The organism is Jatrophihabitans sp., from assembly GCA_036399055.1.
GTDB lineage: Bacteria > Actinomycetota > Actinomycetes > Mycobacteriales > Jatrophihabitantaceae > Jatrophihabitans_A.
Window position 1 is genome coordinate 20,736 of sequence record DASWNX010000022.1, and the last position, 16,571, is coordinate 37,306.

The 16,571-nt window shown below is 69.9% G+C and carries 16 protein-coding genes; 5 read left to right on the top strand and 11 right to left on the bottom strand.

What is annotated here, in order from left to right; genetic code table 11:
* Positions 1-16: 16 nt before the first annotated feature.
* The 5 genes from paaE to paaA are packed head-to-tail and all read right to left on the bottom strand — an operon-like array spanning position 17 to position 3,765.
* A complete protein-coding gene (paaE, locus tag VGB75_09015; protein ID HEY0167169.1) occupies positions 17-1,105 on the bottom strand; it encodes a 1,2-phenylacetyl-CoA epoxidase subunit PaaE in 1,089 nt (362 codons plus the stop codon).
* On the bottom strand, positions 1,102-1,638 hold the full coding sequence (gene paaD, locus VGB75_09020) for a 1,2-phenylacetyl-CoA epoxidase subunit PaaD (GenBank protein HEY0167170.1): 537 nt from the start codon (positions 1,636-1,638) through the stop codon (positions 1,102-1,104). The genes paaE and paaD overlap by 4 nt, the downstream gene beginning before the upstream one ends.
* Positions 1,639-1,652: 14 nt before the next feature.
* A complete protein-coding gene (gene paaC, locus VGB75_09025) occupies positions 1,653-2,444 on the bottom strand; it encodes a 1,2-phenylacetyl-CoA epoxidase subunit PaaC (protein HEY0167171.1) in 792 nt (263 codons plus the stop codon).
* 32 nt (positions 2,445-2,476) lie between these two features.
* Entirely contained in the window at positions 2,477-2,764 is a 288-nt protein-coding gene (gene paaB / locus VGB75_09030; protein HEY0167172.1) for a 1,2-phenylacetyl-CoA epoxidase subunit PaaB, read from the bottom strand.
* Positions 2,761-3,765, bottom strand: a complete 1,005-nt coding sequence (gene paaA, locus VGB75_09035) for a 1,2-phenylacetyl-CoA epoxidase subunit PaaA (protein HEY0167173.1) — start codon at positions 3,763-3,765, stop codon at positions 2,761-2,763. Before paaA ends, paaB begins: the two co-directional genes overlap by 4 nt.
* A 95-nt stretch (positions 3,766-3,860) precedes the next feature.
* Between paaA and paaZ the strand changes: the two genes are divergently transcribed.
* Positions 3,861-5,915 carry a phenylacetic acid degradation bifunctional protein PaaZ gene (gene paaZ / locus VGB75_09040; GenBank protein ID HEY0167174.1) on the top strand — a complete coding sequence of 685 codons (2,055 nt, stop codon included), beginning with the start codon at positions 3,861-3,863 and terminating at the stop codon, positions 5,913-5,915.
* Positions 5,916-6,028: 113 nt separating this feature from the next.
* Entirely contained in the window at positions 6,029-7,387 is a 1,359-nt protein-coding gene (locus tag VGB75_09045) for a trypsin-like peptidase domain-containing protein (GenBank protein HEY0167175.1), read from the top strand.
* Between the two features lie 75 nt (positions 7,388-7,462).
* On the opposite strand, the gene VGB75_09050 is transcribed toward VGB75_09045, so the two are convergent.
* Positions 7,463-7,765 (bottom strand): helix-turn-helix transcriptional regulator, encoded by a 303-nt coding sequence (locus VGB75_09050; protein HEY0167176.1) that lies wholly within the window; start codon positions 7,763-7,765, stop codon positions 7,463-7,465.
* Between the two features lie 64 nt (positions 7,766-7,829).
* Here VGB75_09050 and map point away from each other — a divergent pair, with 64 nt between their 5' ends.
* Positions 7,830-8,612 (top strand): type I methionyl aminopeptidase, encoded by a 783-nt coding sequence (map, locus tag VGB75_09055; GenBank protein HEY0167177.1) that lies wholly within the window; start codon positions 7,830-7,832, stop codon positions 8,610-8,612.
* Between the two features lie 45 nt (positions 8,613-8,657).
* Here map and VGB75_09060 read toward each other — a convergent pair whose 3' ends face one another.
* From VGB75_09060 to pdhA, 4 genes are read right to left on the bottom strand one after another with little or no spacing between them, the layout of a single operon-like run.
* Positions 8,658-9,695, bottom strand: coding sequence for an adenosine deaminase (locus VGB75_09060; protein ID HEY0167178.1), 1,038 nt, complete (start codon positions 9,693-9,695; stop codon positions 8,658-8,660).
* 43 nt (positions 9,696-9,738) lie between these two features.
* Positions 9,739-11,094, bottom strand: coding sequence for a dihydrolipoamide acetyltransferase family protein (locus VGB75_09065; protein ID HEY0167179.1), 1,356 nt, complete (start codon positions 11,092-11,094; stop codon positions 9,739-9,741).
* Positions 11,087-12,148, bottom strand: a complete 1,062-nt coding sequence (locus VGB75_09070) for an alpha-ketoacid dehydrogenase subunit beta (protein HEY0167180.1) — start codon at positions 12,146-12,148, stop codon at positions 11,087-11,089. Before VGB75_09070 ends, VGB75_09065 begins: the two co-directional genes overlap by 8 nt.
* Positions 12,145-13,239, bottom strand: coding sequence for a pyruvate dehydrogenase (acetyl-transferring) E1 component subunit alpha (gene pdhA, locus VGB75_09075; GenBank protein HEY0167181.1), 1,095 nt, complete (start codon positions 13,237-13,239; stop codon positions 12,145-12,147). The genes VGB75_09070 and pdhA overlap by 4 nt, the downstream gene beginning before the upstream one ends.
* 89 nt (positions 13,240-13,328) lie before the next feature.
* On the opposite strand from pdhA, the gene VGB75_09080 reads away from it, so the two are divergent.
* Both VGB75_09080 and VGB75_09085 read left to right on the top strand, forming a co-directional pair.
* A complete protein-coding gene (locus VGB75_09080; protein ID HEY0167182.1) occupies positions 13,329-13,820 on the top strand; it encodes an Lrp/AsnC family transcriptional regulator in 492 nt (163 codons plus the stop codon).
* Between the two features lie 81 nt (positions 13,821-13,901).
* On the top strand, positions 13,902-14,732 hold the full coding sequence (locus tag VGB75_09085; GenBank protein HEY0167183.1) for an aldo/keto reductase: 831 nt from the start codon (positions 13,902-13,904) through the stop codon (positions 14,730-14,732).
* Between the two features lie 88 nt (positions 14,733-14,820).
* Here the strand turns inward: VGB75_09085 and pgm are convergent, their stop codons facing one another.
* Complete coding sequence (gene pgm / locus VGB75_09090; protein HEY0167184.1) at positions 14,821-16,494, bottom strand: phosphoglucomutase (alpha-D-glucose-1,6-bisphosphate-dependent); 1,674 nt, start codon at positions 16,492-16,494, stop codon at positions 14,821-14,823.
* Positions 16,495-16,571 lie beyond the last annotated feature (77 nt).

Genomic DNA, 16,571 nt, shown 5'->3' on the forward strand with positions numbered 1-16,571 from the left:
CAGGCGCTGCCTGCGCCTACTGGAACTGCAGGCTTACCTCGGCGGTCACCGGGCGCGCCTGGCAAGCCAGGACCAACCCGGCGGCCAGCTCCTCAGGCTCCAGGGCGTAGTTGCGTGTCATCGAGACCGAACCGGCGGTCACCAGCGCCCGGCAGGTGCCGCAGACACCGCCCTTGCAGGCGTACGGCGCGTCCGGACGGTTGGCCAGCACGGCGTCCAGAATGCTGAGGCCGGTGTAGCCGACCGCGATCGTCGAAGTCCGCCCGGACAGCGTGACCGTGACCTGGCTGCGGTCGGAGTCGGCGTGCTCGGACTGCGTGACGACGGGTTCCGGGGGCTCGTCGCCGACGTAGAAGAGCTCTGAGTGCACGGCGGTGCTGGGCACCCCGCCGGCCACCAGCGCGGCGCGGGTGCTGGACACCATGCCCAGTGGGCCGCACAGGTACCACTCGTCGACGTCCTTGCACAGGCCGTCCAGCAGGATGGCGACCTTGTCCTCGTCGATTCGGCCGGTCAGCAGGTCAGACAGCTGCGGTTCGGCCGACAGCACGTTCAGCAGGGTGAACCGGCTCGGATAGCTGTTCTTGAGGTCTGCCAACTCCTCCAGGAACATCACGTCGTTGGAGGTCCGGTTGCCATAGACCAGGGTGAGCCGGCTGGCGGGCTCGGCGCGCAGGATCGAGGCGACGATCGACAACACCGGGGTGATGCCCGAGCCCGCGGCCAGGCAGCTGACGTGGCGCTCGTTGTCCGGCGACACCGGGGTGCCGAACCGGCCGGCCGGGGTCATCACCTCGACCACGTCGCCGGCTCGCACGCCGCCGGTCAGCCAACCGGAGAACACCCCGTTGGTGATCCGCTTGACGCCGATTCGCAGCTGGCCGCGCTCGGCCAGGTCCGCGGGCGTCGAGCAGATCGAGTACGTCCGGCGCTCCTCCTGACCGGCGGAGGCGCCGGTGGAGCTCCGGCGCAACGTCAGGTGCTGACCCGGCGTGAAGTCGTATTCGGCGCGCAGCTCGGCCGGCACCGTGAAGTGCACCGCGCACGCCTCGTCGGTGAGCGGCTCGACGCGCGCGACGGTGAGCTCGTGAAAGCCGCCGCTCACAGCGACTTGAATTCGTCGAAGGGCTCGGCGCAGCTCCGGCAGCGTCGCAGGGACTTGCACGGCGTGGAGCCGAACTGGCTGATCAGCTCGGTGTCGGCCGAGTCGCAGCGTGGGCAGCGGGCAGGGGCGGCGGGATCGTCGACACCGTGACCAGCGGGCCTGCTGGTGAGGCTCAGAGCGACCGGACCGGTTCGGGTCGGCCGCGGCGGGGCGATGCCGTAGTCACGCAGCTTGGCCCTGCCGTCCTCAGTGATCCAGTCGGTGGTCCAGGCCGGCGCCAGCTCGATGACCACCCGGGTCCGCGGGTCCACACCTCGGGTGTGGGCCAGCACGTCCTGCCGGATCGCCTCGGTGGCCGGGCAACCCGAGTAGGTGGGGGTCAGCACCACTTCGGGCAGGCCGTCGACGGCGAACCGGACATCACGCAGGATGCCCAGGTCGGCGATGGTCAGCACCGGTATCTCGGGGTCGGGAACCTCCGCGGCGGCCAGCCGCAGCGCCGCCAGCCGTTCCAGGTCGGAGTCGGTCCTCATCGTCACTGCTGGTGTCACCACTGAGCCCCCGGGTGCGATCGGTGCAGGTGCTGCATCTCGGCGAGCAGGTAGCCGAATCCCTCGGTGTGCAAGCCGTCGCGGCCGCCGGAGGGCTTCCAGTCACCGGCAGGCACGCTCAGGGTCGCCTCCGTCAGGACGGCCTGGACCGATCCGAGCCAGGCCGGGCGCAGACTCGAGGGCAACGGGCCGACCCCGAGGTCGGCGATCCTGCGGGCCAGCTCGTCGTCTGCGAACAGCTCGTGGGTGAAAGGCCACACCGCCTCGAGCGCGGCCTGGCTGCGCTGGTGGCTGAGCTCGGTGCCGTCACCCAGTCTGATGACCCAGGCGCTGGCGTGCTCGATGTGATAGGCCACCTCTTTGACGGCCTTGGCGGCGATCGCGGCCAGCTGGGCGTCTCGGGAGGACTGCAGGTCGCGGTAGAGCTCGTACTGGTAGCAGGAGAACAGCAGCTGCCTGATCATGGTGACGGCGAAGTCACCGTTGTCGATCTCGGTCAGCTGCAGGTTGGTGAACTGACGCTCCTCGCGCAAGTAGGCCAGGTCGTCCTCGGATCGGCCGCTGAACGCGCCGCCGTAGGCGAGCAGCGTCCGGGCCTGGCCGAGCAGGTCGAGCGCGATGTTGGCCAGCGCCAGGTCTTCCTCGATCTGCGGGGAGCGGGCCGACCATTCCGAAAGCCGGTGCGACAGGATAAGGGCGTCGTCGCCGAGCCGGATCGCGTAAGAGGCCACCTCGGCGCTGGCAGGGGCGGGCATGGCCTCACCGGGCGCGCTCACGGGACTAGTCATTCACTGCGCTCCTCGCTCGCTGCGGTGCTCACTCACAGGTGCTCGACCCCGTCGGGGATCTCGTAGAACGTCGGGTGCCGGTAGGGCTTGTCGGCCGAGGGCTCGAAGAAGGCGTCCTTCTCCTCCGGCGAGCTGGCGGTGATGTCGGTCGAGGGCACCACCCAGATCGAGACGCCCTCGCTGCGGCGGGTGTAGAGGTCGCGGGCGTTCTGCAGCGCCAGGGTCGCGTCGGCGGCATGCAGCGAGCCGACATGGACGTGGTTGGAGCCGCGGGCGGGCCGCACGAACACCTCCCACAGCGGGCTGGGTGGGGTGCTCACGCCGCCTCCGTCACCGCGGCCGCCTGCTTCTTCGCCGCGTAGGCGGCAGCAGCCTCGCGCACCCAGGCGCCGTCTTCGTGCGCCTGCCTGCGGTTGGCGATCCGTTGGCGGTTGCACGGGCCGTTGCCCTTGAGCACCTCCTGGAACTCGGTCCAGTCGATGACCCCGAAGTCGTAGTGACCGCGCTCGGCGTTCCAGGCCAGGTCCGGATCGGGCAGCGTCAGGCCCAGCGTCTGCGCCTGCGGAACGCAGATGTCGACGAACCGCTGGCGCAGCTCGTCGTTGGAGAACCGCTTGATTCCCCACGCCGTGGACTGCGCGGAGTTGGGGGAGTCGTCATCGGGCGGGCCGAACATCATCAGCGAGGGCCACCACCACCGGTCGACCGCGTCCTGGGCCATCGCATGCTGCTCGGGGGTGCCCTGCGACAGGTGCAGCAGCGACTCGAAGCCCTGGCGCTGGTGGAAGGACTCCTCCTTGCAGATCCGGATCATGGCGCGGGCGTAGGGGCCGTAGGAGCACCGGGTGAGCGGGACCTGGTTGGTGATCGCGGCGCCGTCGACCAGCCAGCCGATCGCGGCCACGTCGGCCCACGTCGGCGTCGGGTAGTTGAAGATCGAGGAGTAGCGCTGCCGGCCGGCGTGCAGCAGGTCCAGCATCTCTTCACGGCTCATGCCCAGCGTCTCGGCGGCTGAGTACAGGTAGAGGCCGTGGCCGGCTTCGTCCTGGACCTTGGCCAGCAGGATCGCCTTGCGGCGCAGCGACGGCGCCCGGGTGATCCAGTTGCCCTCCGGCTGCATGCCGATGATCTCGGAGTGGGCGTGCTGGGCGATCTGGCGAATCAGGGTCTTGCGGTAGCCCTCGGGCATCCAGTCGCGTGGCTCGACCCGGCCGTCGGAGGCGATCAGTCGCTGGAAGGCCGCCTCCAGTTCGGCGTCCTGCCCCATGGCGTCCTGCCCCATGACGTCCTGCCTCGTGGGCTCCTGCGCAGTGGCGTCCATAACCTCTCCCCAAAACCGAATGATCGTTCGGTTAGTCTATGCTTGCGCTCCGGTCGCTGGCAAGCTGCTCTAGCCGAATCCGCAGGCGACCCAGGATGAAAAGGGGATCTCTCGTGGCCGAGTTGCTGCGCTCGTACCTATGTGACCAGTGGGTCACCCCCACCGGCGACGGCTTCGACCTGCTCGACGCCTCGACCTCGCAACCGGTGGCCCGCTGGTCCACCGAGCCGGTCGACGTGGCCGCGGCCTACTCCTACGCCCGCACGGTGGGCGGCCCGGCGTTGCGCCGGCTGACCTTCACCGAGCGCGCCGCGATCCTCAAGCAGCTGGCCGGCTACCTCAACGACCGGCGCGAAGCCGACTACTACCCGCTGTCCTACGCCACCGGCGCCACCCTGTTCGACTCCAAGTTCGACGTCGACGGCGGCATCGGAGTGCTGTTCGCCTATTCCTCCAGGGGTCGCCGCGAGCTGCCGGACTCCACGGTCTACATCGACGGCCCGGTCGATCAGCTGTCCAAGGACGGCTCGTTCGCGGCCCAGCACATCTACACCTCCCGGCGCGGGCTGGCGTTGTTCATCAACGCCTTCAACTTCCCGGTGTGGGGCATGCTCGAGAAGTTCGCGCCGGCGTTCCTGGCCGGCGTTCCGGTCGTGGTCAAGCCGGCTGAGCAGACGTCCTACCTGACGGAGAAGGTCTTCGCCGACATGGTCGAGTCGGGGCTGCTGCCCCCGGGCGCCATCTCGCTGGTCTGCGCGGCGCCCGACGGGCTGCTCGAGCACCTCACCGGCCAGGACGTCGTCTCGTTCACCGGCTCTGCCGCCACCGCCCGGCAGCTGCGCCAGCACCCGGTGGTCAATCGCGAGTCGGTGAAGTTCACCGCCGAGGCGGACTCGCTCAACTGCGCGATCCTCGGCCCGGACGCGGTCACCGGCCAGCCTGAGTTCGACCTGTTCATCCGCGAGCTGAGCCGCGAGATCACCGTCAAGGCCGGCCAGAAGTGCACCGCGATCAGGCGCGCGTTCGTGCCGTCCGGCCAGCTTGACGCGGTCATCGAGACGCTGACCGCCAGGCTGTCCAAGGTGGTGGTCGGTGACCCGCGCACCCCAGGCACCACGATGGGAGCGCTGGCCACCTTGGAGCAGCGCGATGAGCTGGCGGCGAACTTGCGCAAGCTGGAGGCCGGGGCCGATGTGGTGATCGGCGGCCTGGGCTCCGCGGCTGCCCAGGCGCTGCCCGAGAACGGGGCATTCGTGGCGCCGACCGTGTTGCGCGCCCGCAGCGCCACCGCCGAGGCGGTGCACACCGTGGAGCCGTTCGGCCCGGTGGCCACCCTGATCGGTTACCAGGACGCTGACGAGGTCATCGAGCTCGCCGCCCTGGGCGAGGGCTCGCTGGTCGGATCGGTCTACTCCTACGATCCCGACTTCGTCCGCGACGTGGTTCTGGGAGCGGCGGCTCACCACGGCCGGATCCTGGTAGTCGACCGTGACGACGCGCGGTCCTCCACCGGCCACGGCTCGCCGCTGCCGCTGCTGGTGCACGGCGGCCCAGGCCGGGCCGGTGGCGGTGAGGAACTCGGCGGTGTCCGGGGCGTGCTGCACTTCATGCAGCGGACCGCCGTGCAGGGCTCGCCGCGGGCGCTGGCAGCCGTCACCGGACGCTGGACACCTGGCGCGCCGACGATCACCGAGGACGAGCACCCGTTCCGCAAGCACCTGGAGGATCTGGCTATCGGGCAGGTGCTGTTCACCGACAGCCACACCGTCACCGCTGAGGACATCGAGCAGTTCGTGGCGCTGACCGGTGACTCGTTCTACGCCCACACCGATCCCGAAGCCGCCGCGGCCAACCCGCTGTTCGGGGGCATCGTCGCGCACGGTTACTACGTGATCTCCCGGGTCGCCGGCCTGTTTGTGGACCCCGCGCCGGGACCGGTGCTGGCCAACTACGGTTTGGACAACCTGCGCTTCATCACACCGGTCAAGGTCGGTGACTCGATCCGCGCCCAGCTGACCTGCAAGGAGAAGAAGGCGCGCCAGACCGAGGCCTACGGCGAGGTGCGATGGGATCTCATCGTCCGCAACCAGGACGACGAGCTGGTGGCCACCTATGACGTGCTGACCCTGGTGGCCAAGCGCGACAGCTGATCGACCGCCGCCGCTCACAGCCAGCTCTGGTCCATCTCCAAGCTGGCGGTGAGCCGGCGCCGGTTAGCTCGTGTCGTACAGACAGGTAGACGACACGAACCGAGGTGGTCAGCGTGAGCGACCAGTCCACACCCGAGCAGGCCGGTCACGCCAGCGCCCCGTCGGAGCAGCCGTATCACGTGCCGACCGCCCACCAGCAGGCCTGGTCGGCGGCCCAGCACTACCCCGGGCAGCCGTACTGGAGCCCGCCGCCGGTCCCCGACAAGCCGCGCTCGCACCGGCTGCTGATCGGCTCGGTGGCTGCTGCCACAGTGGCCGCGCTGGCGGTCGGCGGCATCGCGGTGGCAGAGCGGTCGGGTCCGGAGTCATCGGAGCAGGCCACCGTCACCTCGCCGAACAGCCCGAACCCATTCGGCGACGGCCAAGCCTCGCCCTACGGCAACGGCTCCAACGGCAACGGCGACGACTCCAACGGCGACGGCTCCGACGGCAACGGCTCCAACGGCGGCGACTCGAGCACGGCCCGGACCACTGGGCCGGCCACCGCCGCCCAGCAAATCGGAGTCGTCAACATCAGCACCACCGTCAACTACGGCCAGGGCAAGGCGGCCGGCACCGGAATCGTGCTGAGTCCGGACGGTGAGATCCTGACCAACAACCATGTCATCGAGGACTCCACGGCGATCACGGTGACAGTGGTCAGCACCGGCAAGAGCTACACCGCCACGGTGGTGGGCACCGCTCCCAGCCAGGACGTCTCGGTCCTGCAGCTCAAGGGCGCCAGTGGCTTGGCCACCGCAAAGCTCGGCGACTCGGGAAAGGTAGAAGTCGGAGACGCCGTGACCGCGGTGGGCAACGCGGGCGGAACTGGTGGAACGCCGACCGCGGCGACGGGCACGGTGACGGCGCTGAACCAGTCCATCACCGCCAGCGACAGCGACGGCAGCGACATCGAACGGTTGACCGGGATGATCCAGGTAGACGCCGACATCGAGGCCGGCGACTCCGGCGGCCCGCTGTATGACAACGCCACCGGCAGCGTGATCGGCATCGACACCGCCGCCTCGTCGGCCTCTGCCCGCTTCGGCGGCGCCACCACCGGTTTCGCGATTCCGATCGCCAAGGCGCTGGGCATCGCCGATGAGATCGAGTCCGGACAGGAGAGCAGCACCGTCAACATCGGCTACCCGGCGTTCCTCGGGGTGCAGCTGTCGCCGACCGGCTCGTCCAGCCAGGAGGCCGTCGGCGCCCGGATCTCAGGCGTGGTCCCTGGCTCGGCAGCGGCTGAGGCCGGCCTGCGGGCGGGTGAGGCCATCACCGCGGTCGACGGCACGGCCATCACCAGCGCCAGCGGGTTGTCGAGCGTGCTGGAGGCTCACCAGCCCGGCGATGAGGTGCGGCTGCGCTATACCGACTCAGCGGGCCAGAGCCGCAGTGTCAGCGTCAGGCTGGGCGCCGGTCCGGCTGATTGAGCTCACCGGGGCCCTGGTTGACAGCCTCGCCCACGCTCCCTCGACGCCTCCACCGCAGCTGCGGGGTGGCAGGGCTCAGGAGGCCAACCCGCTCACGCGCCTGTGGTGATCAGCGCCGGCCGGTTCGCCACGCTCGCGCTGGCTGATCTCGGCCCACACCGCATCGAGGGAGAGCCCGAGGACGTCGGCGATCGCAGCGATGGTCGGGAAGGCAGGGGTCGCTACGCGGCCGGTCTCGATCTTGCGAAGGGTCTCGGGTGAGACACGTGCGTTGAGCGCGACATCGAGCATCGAGCGTTCTGCCCTGGCGCGACGCAACAGCGCGCCCAGGCGCTGTCCGCGTTCGACCTCTGCGGGTGTGAGCGGCAACCTGACCATGGCTCCGATGATAGTACCGGGATAATATGGCCGGGATTATCATTGGATGCGTGAGAGGCGCCGCATGATCGAGATCTTGAACCCGGCCGAACTGGCCCGAGCACACCAGACAGGCGCCCTGGTCGCCGACATCCTGCAGGCGCTGAAGAGCCGTAGCACGGTCGGCACGAACCTCCTCGACGTCGACCGGTGGGCCCAGGCCATGATCGTCGAGGCTGGGGCGCTGTCCTGTTACGTCGACTACGAGCCATCCTTCGGACGCGGGCCGTTCGGGCACTACATCTGCACGGCCGTCAACGACGCTGTGCTCCATGGACTGCCCCATGACTACACCCTCGCCGACGGCGACCTGCTGACGCTGGACCTCGCCGTCTCCCAAGCAGGAGTCGCCGCGGACTCGGCCATCAGCTTCATCGTGGGCGAGACAAAGCCTCCGGAGAGCGTCGCGATGATCAGCGCGACCGAGCGCGCATTGAGCGCGGGCATAGCCGCTGCCGGACCCGGTGCTCGCATCGGCGACATCTCCCATGCCATCGGCTCGGTCCTCAGCGAGGCGGGATACCTGATCAACGCCGAGTTCGGGGGCCATGGCATCGGATCGACGATGCACCAGGACCCGCACGTCCCCAACACCGGACGGCCAGGCCGTGGATACACGCTGCGCCCCGGGCTGCTGCTCGCACTGGAGCCATGGGTCATGGCCGACACCGCTGAACTCATCACCGACGCCGACGGATGGACGCTGCGAAGCGCGACGGGCTGCCGGACAGCGCACAGTGAGCACACGATCGCCATCACCGACGACGGAGCCGACATCCTCACCTTGCCGACGCAGGCGCACTCGTAGCTCGGAAGCCGCACCTGCCCTGTGCCCTGGCGCCCGCTCGAGCTCTCAGGCTGCTCCGGCGCTGGCGGCGTAGCTTTCGATCTCGCTCAGCACCCGGGACTTGACCGCGTCGGGGGCGAACGAGGCGGTGACCGCGTTGGCGGCCAGCGCGGCGACGCCGGCCTCGTCGAGGTTCAACAGCTCGGCGGCGATCGCGTACTCGTTGTTGAGGTCAGTGGAGAACATCGGCGGGTCATCGGTGTTGATGGAAACCTGCACGCCGGCGGCGACCAGCTCGGCCAGCGGGTGCTGGGACAGCTCAGGCACCGCCCGGGTCGCGATGTTCGAGGTGGGGCAGACCTCGAGCGGGATCTGATGCTGAGCCAGGTAGGCCAACAGCTCCGGATCCTGGGTGGCCGAGGTGCCGTGCCCGATCCGCTCGGCGCCCAGCAGCCGGATCGCGTCCCAGATGGTGCCCGGACCGGTGGTCTCACCGGCATGCGGAACGCTGTGCAACCCGATCGCCCGGGCGGCGTCGAAGTAGGGGGCGAACTGCGGCCGCGGCACGCCGATCTCCGGGCCGCCCAAGCCGAAGCTGATCAGGCCGTCTGGCCTCAGCTCGGTCGCGATCCGGGCGGTCTCAGCCGCCGCGGGCAGGCCGGCCTCGCCGGGGATGTCGAAGCACCACCGCAGCACGACGCCGAGCTCGCGCTCGGCGGCCACCCGGGCGTCCTCGATCGCCTCCAGGAAGGCCTCGGCAGCGATGCCCCGGCGCACTGAGGAGTAGGGCGTGATGGTCAGCTCGGCGTAGCGAATCTGCTGGGCCGCCATGTCGCGGGCCACTTCATAGGTCAGCATCCGGACGTCCGTGGCGTCACGGATCAGATCGACCACCGAGAGGTAGACCTCGATGAAGTGACCGAAGTCGGAGAAGGTGAAGTACTCCGCGAGCTTGTCGACGTCGGCCGGCACGCCTGCCGCGGGATGGCGAGCGGCCAGCTCGGCGACGATGCGAGGCGAGGCCGAGCCGACGTGGTGCACATGCAGTTCGGCCTTGGGCAGGCCGGCGATGAAGGCCGTGAGATCAGGGCGCGGGGGGATCACCGGCCGAGTCTTTCATCCAGGCGTCGGACTCGCGGTCACCGGCTCACAGCTCACCCAACGCGGTCACCGGATTCTCGACGCAGTCGGCCACGAAGCGCAGGAAGCCGCCGGCCACTCCGCCGTCGCAGGCCCGGTGGTCAAAGGCCAGCGTCAACTGGCTGACCTTGCGGACGCTCAGCGCTCCCTCGTGCACCCACGGCCGGTCGATGATCCGGCCCAGGCCCAGGATGGCCACCTCGGGATGGTTGATGATGGCGGCCGAGCCGTCCACCCCGAAGACCCCGTAGTTGTTCACCGTGAAGGTGCCGCCGGTCAGGTCGGCCGGTGTCAGCGAGCCGGCCCGGGCCGCTTCGGTGCGAGCCGTCAATGCCGCCGACAGCTGCCGGGTGGTCATCGCCTGCGCCTTTCCCAGCACCGGCACCAGCAGCCCGCGGGGGGTCTGGGCGGCGAAGCCGAGGTTGACGTCGGGCAGGATCTCCACGGCATCAGAGGTGATCCGGCTGTTCAACTCGCGGTAGCGCTGCAGTCCCAGCACGCAGAACCGGGCCACCAGGGCAAGCACGCTCACCGGCTCGTCCGGCCGGGCGGCGTTCAACGCCCGCCGCGCCTCGAGCAGGCCGGTGGCGTCGACGTCGACCCAGACGGTCGCCTCCGGGATCTCGCGGCGGGACTGGCTGAGCTTGTCGGCCATCACCCTGCGCAGACCCACCAGCGGCACCCGCTCGACGCCGGCCACGTCCTGCGCGGACGCGGCGCCGGCCGGGCTCGTCGCGGTCACGACTGCCGGCGCCGCAGCGGCAGGCGCGGAGGAGAATGCCTCGACGTCGCAGCGGCGAATGACGCCGGAAGGGTCCGAGGGCCGGACCGCGGTCAGGTCGATGCCCCGGTCGCGGGCCAGCTTGCGCACCACCGGCGAGATCACCGAGGTGGCGATCAGTTGCCGGCCGGGGGCGACCGGCGCCGGGCTGGTGGCGACGGTCGCTGCGGCCGGGACCGTCCGCCGTCCGGCGCGACCGCGTCGTCGGGCCGGCGCCGATGAGGTGCCGTAGCCGATCAGAACGGCCCCGGAGTACTCCGAGGACTCGGCGACGCCGTGCTCGGCATCGACTCTCTCAGCCGCGGGACCTCGGGCGGCGCTGCTGTCCTCGGCGGCAGCGGTGACGCCGGCCTCCTCGACGGCGATCAGCGGGGAGCCGACCGGAATCCGCTGGCCGGGCTCGCCGAACAGCGCGGACACCCTGCCCGCGAACGGGATCGGCACCTCGACCGAGGCCTTCGCGGTCTCCACCTCGACCACTGGCTGGTCGATGCGCACCTCGTCGCCCACCGCCACCAGCCAGGTGAGGATCTCGGCGTCGGTCAGGCCCTCGCCGAGGTCGGGCAGCAGGAAGTCAGGCATGGAGGTCGGTTCCGGCGGGAGCGCTGGGCAGCACCACGGTGTCGTCGAACTGCAACCGGTCGATCGCGTCGAGGATGCGGTCCACCGAGGGCAGGTGATGCTTCTCCAGAATCGGCGGCGGGTACGGGATGTCGAAGCCGGTGACCCGCCCGATCGGCGCGTGCAGCTGGTGAAAGCACTGCTCGGTGAGCCGGGCGACGATCTCGGCCCCGAAGCCGGCGAAGCCGCTGGCCTCGTGCACCACCACGGCGCGGCCGGTCCGGCGCACCGAGGCGACCACTGTCCGGTCGTCGAACGGGCTCAGCGAGCGCAGGTCGATCACCTCGGCCGAGATGCCGTCCTGAGCGGCCGCGTCGGCCGTCTCAAGCAGGGTGGGCACCATCGAGCCGTAGCCGATCAGGGTCACGTCCTCGCCGGTGCGGCGCACCAGCGCCTCGTGGAACTGCGCCGCGGGCTCTGCCGAGATCTCCTCCTTGGCCCAGTACCGCCGTTTGGGCTCGAGGAAGACGACCGGGTCGTCGCACGCGATGGCCTGGCGCAGCAACCAGTAGGCATCCGAGGCGGTGCCGGGAGCGACCACCTTCAGGCCGGGCGTGGACACCCAGTACGCCTCGGATGAGTCGCAGTGATGCTCGACGCCGCCGATGCCGCCGCCGTAGGGGATCCGGATCACCACCGGCAGTGTGATCCGGCCGCGGGTGCGGTTGTGCAGCTTGGCCAGGTGCGAGGTGATCTGCTCGAAGGCGGGGTAGGAGAAGGCGTCGAACTGCATCTCGACCACCGGGCGCAGGCCGTGCATCGCCATGCCGATGGCGGTGCCGACGATGCCGGACTCGGCCAGCGGCGAGTCGAACACCCGCCGGTCGCCGAACTCGGCGGCCAGGCCGTCGGTGACGCGGAACACGCCGCCAAGCGCGGCGACGTCCTCGCCGTAGAGCAGCACCCGGTCATCGGCGCGCAGCTCGTCGGCCAGCGCCCGGTTCAGCGCGCCGGCCATGGTCAGGCTGCCCAGCTTCTCGGGCTTGGCCACAGACTTCTGCGCGAAGGCGGTCATGACGCCTCCGCCGCGAGTTCTTCGGCGAGCTCGGCTGCCTGCTGGCGCAGCGCGGCGGTCGGCTCGGTGTAGACGTGGGCGAACAGCTCCGCCGGGTCGGTGACCGGATCGGCGTTCATCGCCGCTCGCAGCCGGGCCGACCGGGTTTCGCCTTCCTCGGCGATCGCCGCGATGCCGGCCTCGTCGATCAGCCCCTGGTCCTGCAGGTAGGTCTGCAGCCGGGCGAGGGGGTCGCGGGCCAGCCAGCGGGTGACCTCGGCGTCGTCGCGGTAGCGCGAGGCGTCATCGGCGTTGGTGTGCGCCTCGATCCGGTAAGTCAGCGCCTCGATCAGGGTGGGGCCCTCGCCGCGCCGGGCGCGCTCGATCGCCTCGGTCATCGCCACGTGCACCATCGCCGGGTCGTTGCCGTCGATCAGCACGCCGGGCATGCCGTAGCCGATGCCCTTGTGGGCCAGCGTCTCGGCCCGGGTCTGCTTGGCCAGCGGCACCGAGATCGCATAGCCGTTGTTCTGCACCAGGAACACCACCGGCGCCTGCCAGACCGCGGCGATGTTGAGCGCCTCGTGGGTGTCGCCCTCGCTGGTGGCGCCATCGCCGAGCAGCACGACGGCCACGGTGTCCTCGCCGGCCAGCTTGGCCGCGTGCGCCAGGCCGACCGCATGCAGGGTGTTGGTGGCCAGCGGCGTGCACTGAGGGGCGGTGCGGTGCAGGTACGGGTCGTATCCGCAGTGCCAGTCACCGCGCAGCAGGGTCAGCACCTCGACGGGGTTGATCCCGCGGCTGACCAGCGCCATCGAGTCCCGGTAGGTCGGGAACAGCCAGTCGCGCTGGGCCATCGCAGTCACCACGCCGACCTGGCAGGCCTCCTGGCCGCGCGAGGACGGGTAGACCGCCAGCCGGCCCTGCTTGGTGAGCGCGGTGGCCTGGGTGTCGAAGCGGCGGCCCAGCGACATCAGCCGAAACAGCTCGAGCAGCACGTCGGCGTCTGGCAGCTGTCCGGTGTCGGCCGAGGTGGCATGACCGTCGGCGTCGATCAGGCAGCGCGGGGTCGCGGTGGGCAGGAACCCAGCGGACGTAGTGGCCACAGTCATGTGCCAAGTGTGGTGGCTGGCTGACCGTTGATCTAGAAATGCGGGCGGAATCCAGACGATTGGCAAGCCAGGGCTTGTTATCGTGCAGTATGTCGAATACTAAGCCCCCGCAAGCGGTTGAGGTTAGACAACCGGTCCAGCTGGACGACACCGACCGGGCAATCGTCGCCGAACTGCGCGAGGACGGCCGGGTGTCGATGCGCGCGCTGGCCGAGAAGCTGCACATCTCGCGGGCCAGCGCCTACACCCGGGTCGAGCGGCTGGTGACCGAGGGCGTGATCACCGGCTACAGCGCCTCGATCGATCCCGAGCGCTATGGCTTCGGCATCTCGGCCTACGTCTACCTCAAGATCAGCCAGCACTCCTGGAAGGCGGTCCGGCGGCAGGTGCTGCAGATTCCCGAGGTCTGGCACGGCGCGCTGGTCTCGGGCGAGAACGACCTGGTGCTGCTGGTGCGCGCCCAGGACGCGGCCAGCATGCGGGAGTTGGTGCTCAACACCTTTCAGACCATGCCCGACGTGCTGGCCACCCAGACCGTGCTGATCCTCGACGAGCTGAGCGGGCCCCGCAAGAGCCTGTAGAGCCGGCGTGGCGCATCCGCTCAGCGGGGCTGTGAGTAAGCGCTTTCGCCTGCGCCGCCCGCGCTGCCTAGACTGCAAGTCATGACAGTTCCCACTCTGGCCATGAACAACGGCGTCCAGATCCCTCAGGTCGGCTTCGGGGTCTTCCTGGTGCCCGACACCGAGACCGAGACCGCCGTTTCGACCGCGCTTGAGGCCGGCTACCGGCACATCGACACCGCGAAGCTGTACCAGAACGAGGCCGGCGTCGGGGCGGCGATCGCCAAGTCCGGCATTGCCCGCGACGAGCTCTTCGTGACCACCAAGGTGTGGAACTCCGAACAGGGCTTCGACGCGGCGACCGCCTCTTTCGAGGCGTCCATGGACCGGCTGGGCCTGGAAGTGCTGGACCTGCTGCTGATCCACTGGCCGGCCCCGGACCTCGAGCGCTACGTCGACACCTGGCGCGCCTTCGAGAAGCTTTACGCCGAGGGCCGGGTCCGCGCCATCGGGGTCTCCAACTTCCAGCCCGCTCACCTGCAGCGCTTGTTGGACGAGACCTCGGTCGTGCCGGCGATCAACCAGATCGAGCTGCACCCGTTGCTTCCGCAGGCAGAGCTGCGGGCCTTTCACGCCGAGCACGGCATCCTCACCGAGGCGTGGTCACCGCTGGCACGCGGCGGTGAGGTGCTGGCCGACCCGGTGATCACTCAGATCGCCGAGCGGCTCGGCAAGAGCCCGGCCCAGGTGATCCTGCGCTGGCACATCGAGTTGGGCAACGTGGTCATCCCCAAGTCGGTGACGCCGTCGCGGATTCGGGAGAACCTCGAGCTCTTCGACTTCAGCCTGAGCGCCGAGGACCTGAGCGCGATCGCAGGCCTGGAGACGGGTGAGCGGATCGGCCCGCATCCTGACACCTTCAGCCGCGGCTGATCGGCTCTCCCTGCCTATCGGCCCTATTGTGCGGCCTGAATCCGCGCTGAAGCCGGCTGGAACCGCGGATTCAGGCCGCACAATGGGACTACGCCTGGAGTGCGGCGGCCACGATCTCGCGGGCCTCGTCCTGGATCCGGGACAGCCCAACGGGGCCGTCGAAGGACTCGGCGTAGAGCTTGTAGACGTCCTCGGTGCCGGACGGGCGGGCGGCGAACCAGCCGCGCTCGGTGGTCACCTTCAGCCCGCCGATCGACGCGCCGTTGCCGGGGGCGGTGGTCAGCCGGCCGGTGATCGGCTCACCTGCCAGGGTCGAGGCGGTGACCTGCTCGGGTGACAGCTTGGCCAGAACCGCCTTCTGCTGCCGGGTGGCCGGCGAGTCGATCCGCGCGTACGCCGGCTCGCCGAACCGCTCGGTCAGCGAGCGGTAGCGCTGGGAGGGCGACTCACCGGTGACCGCCAGGATCTCCGAGGCCAGCAGGCACAGGATGATGCCGTCCTTGTCGGTGGTCCAGACGCCGCCGTCGCGCTGCAGGAACGACGCGCCGGCCGACTCCTCGCCGCCGAAGCCCACCGAGCCGTCGAGCAGGCCGGGGACGAACCATTTGAAGCCGACCGGCACCTCGATCAACCGCCGGCCCAGGTCAGCGGCCACCCGGTCGATCATCGACGAGCTGACCAGGGTCTTGCCGACCGCGGCGTCGGCGCGCCAGCCGGGCCGGTTGGCGTACAGGTAGCCGATCGCCACGGCCAGGAAGTGGTTGGGGTTCATCAGCCCGCCGTCGGCGGTGACGATGCCGTGCCGGTCGGAGTCGGTGTCGTTGCCCGTGGCGATGTCATAGAGGGTGGCGCCGCTGCTGTCGGCCTGCATCCGCTCGATCAGCGAGGCCATCGCCGCCGGTGAGGAGCAGTCCATCCGGATCTTGCCGTCCCAGTCCAGGGTCATGAACCCGAACCGCGGGTCCACGTCGGGGTTGACCACGGTCAGGTCCAGGCCGTAGCGCGAGCCGATCTCGCCCCAGTAGGCCACCGACGCCCCGCCGAGCGGGTCGGCGCCGATCCGCACGCCGGCCGCCCGGATCGCCTCGAGGTCGAGCACGTCGGGCAGCGCCGAGACGTAGGCGTCGAGGAAGTCAAAGCCCTGGACGTGGTCGGAGGCCACCGCCCGCTCGTAGGGGATCCGCTTGATCTTCGCCGCCCCGGCGGCCAGCAACTCGTTCGCCCGGTCCTGGATCCAGCCGGTGATGTCGGTGCCGGCCGGCCCGCCATCCGGCGGGTTGTACTTGAAACCGCCGTCGCCGGGCGGGTTGTGGGAGGGGGTGACCACCACGCCGTCGGCCTGACCTGACCCGGCGCCGCCGCGACCGGCGTTGTGGTTCAGGATCGCCCGGGACACCGCCGGAGTGGGGGTGTAACCCTGCCGGGAGTCGACCCGCACGCCGACCTCGTGCGCGGCGAACACCTCCAACGCCGAGCGGACCGCGGGCTCGGACAGCGCGTGGCTGTCGGCGCCCAGGTAGAGCGGGCCGTCGATTCCGTGCACGGCGCGGTACTCGCAGATCGCCTGGCTGGTGGCCAGGATGTGGTCCTCGTTGAAGGTGGTGCTCAACGACGAGCCGCGGTGACCGGAGGTGCCGAAGCTGACCCGTTGCTCGGCGGCCGAGACGTCCGGGTGCAGCTGGTAGTAGGCGTCGATCAGGCTGTCGAGGTCGACGAGGTCCTCGGCGGTGGCCGGCGACCCGGCGCGAGAGGGATTGGGCATGCCTCGATCAAACCACTTCCACGGGGTATGCAGCACCGCCTGGCAGAGGTACGGTGACAGGTAAGTTCAATGCCTAA

Excerpts from the sequence above, each read along its gene's own strand:
- paaD (HEY0167170.1), bottom strand. The coding sequence starts at position 1,638 with ATGAGGACCGACTCCGACCTGGAACGGCTGGCGGCGCTGCGGCTGGCC.
- paaC (HEY0167171.1), bottom strand. The coding sequence starts at position 2,444 with ATGACTAGTCCCGTGAGCGCGCCCGGTGAGGCCATGCCCGCCCCTGCC.
- paaA (HEY0167173.1), bottom strand. The coding sequence starts at position 3,765 with ATGGACGCCACTGCGCAGGAGCCCACGAGGCAGGACGTCATGGGGCAG.
- paaZ (HEY0167174.1), top strand. The coding sequence starts at position 3,861 with ATGAAAAGGGGATCTCTCGTGGCCGAGTTGCTGCGCTCGTACCTATGT.
- VGB75_09050 (HEY0167176.1), bottom strand. The coding sequence starts at position 7,765 with ATGGTCAGGTTGCCGCTCACACCCGCAGAGGTCGAACGCGGACAGCGC.
- map (HEY0167177.1), top strand. The coding sequence starts at position 7,830 with ATGATCGAGATCTTGAACCCGGCCGAACTGGCCCGAGCACACCAGACA.
- VGB75_09065 (HEY0167179.1), bottom strand. The coding sequence starts at position 11,094 with ATGCCTGACTTCCTGCTGCCCGACCTCGGCGAGGGCCTGACCGACGCC.
- VGB75_09070 (HEY0167180.1), bottom strand. The coding sequence starts at position 12,148 with ATGACCGCCTTCGCGCAGAAGTCTGTGGCCAAGCCCGAGAAGCTGGGC.
- pdhA (HEY0167181.1), bottom strand. The coding sequence starts at position 13,239 with ATGACTGTGGCCACTACGTCCGCTGGGTTCCTGCCCACCGCGACCCCG.
- VGB75_09080 (HEY0167182.1), top strand. The coding sequence starts at position 13,329 with ATGTCGAATACTAAGCCCCCGCAAGCGGTTGAGGTTAGACAACCGGTC.
- VGB75_09085 (HEY0167183.1), top strand. The coding sequence starts at position 13,902 with ATGACAGTTCCCACTCTGGCCATGAACAACGGCGTCCAGATCCCTCAG.
- pgm (HEY0167184.1), bottom strand. The coding sequence starts at position 16,494 with ATGCCCAATCCCTCTCGCGCCGGGTCGCCGGCCACCGCCGAGGACCTC.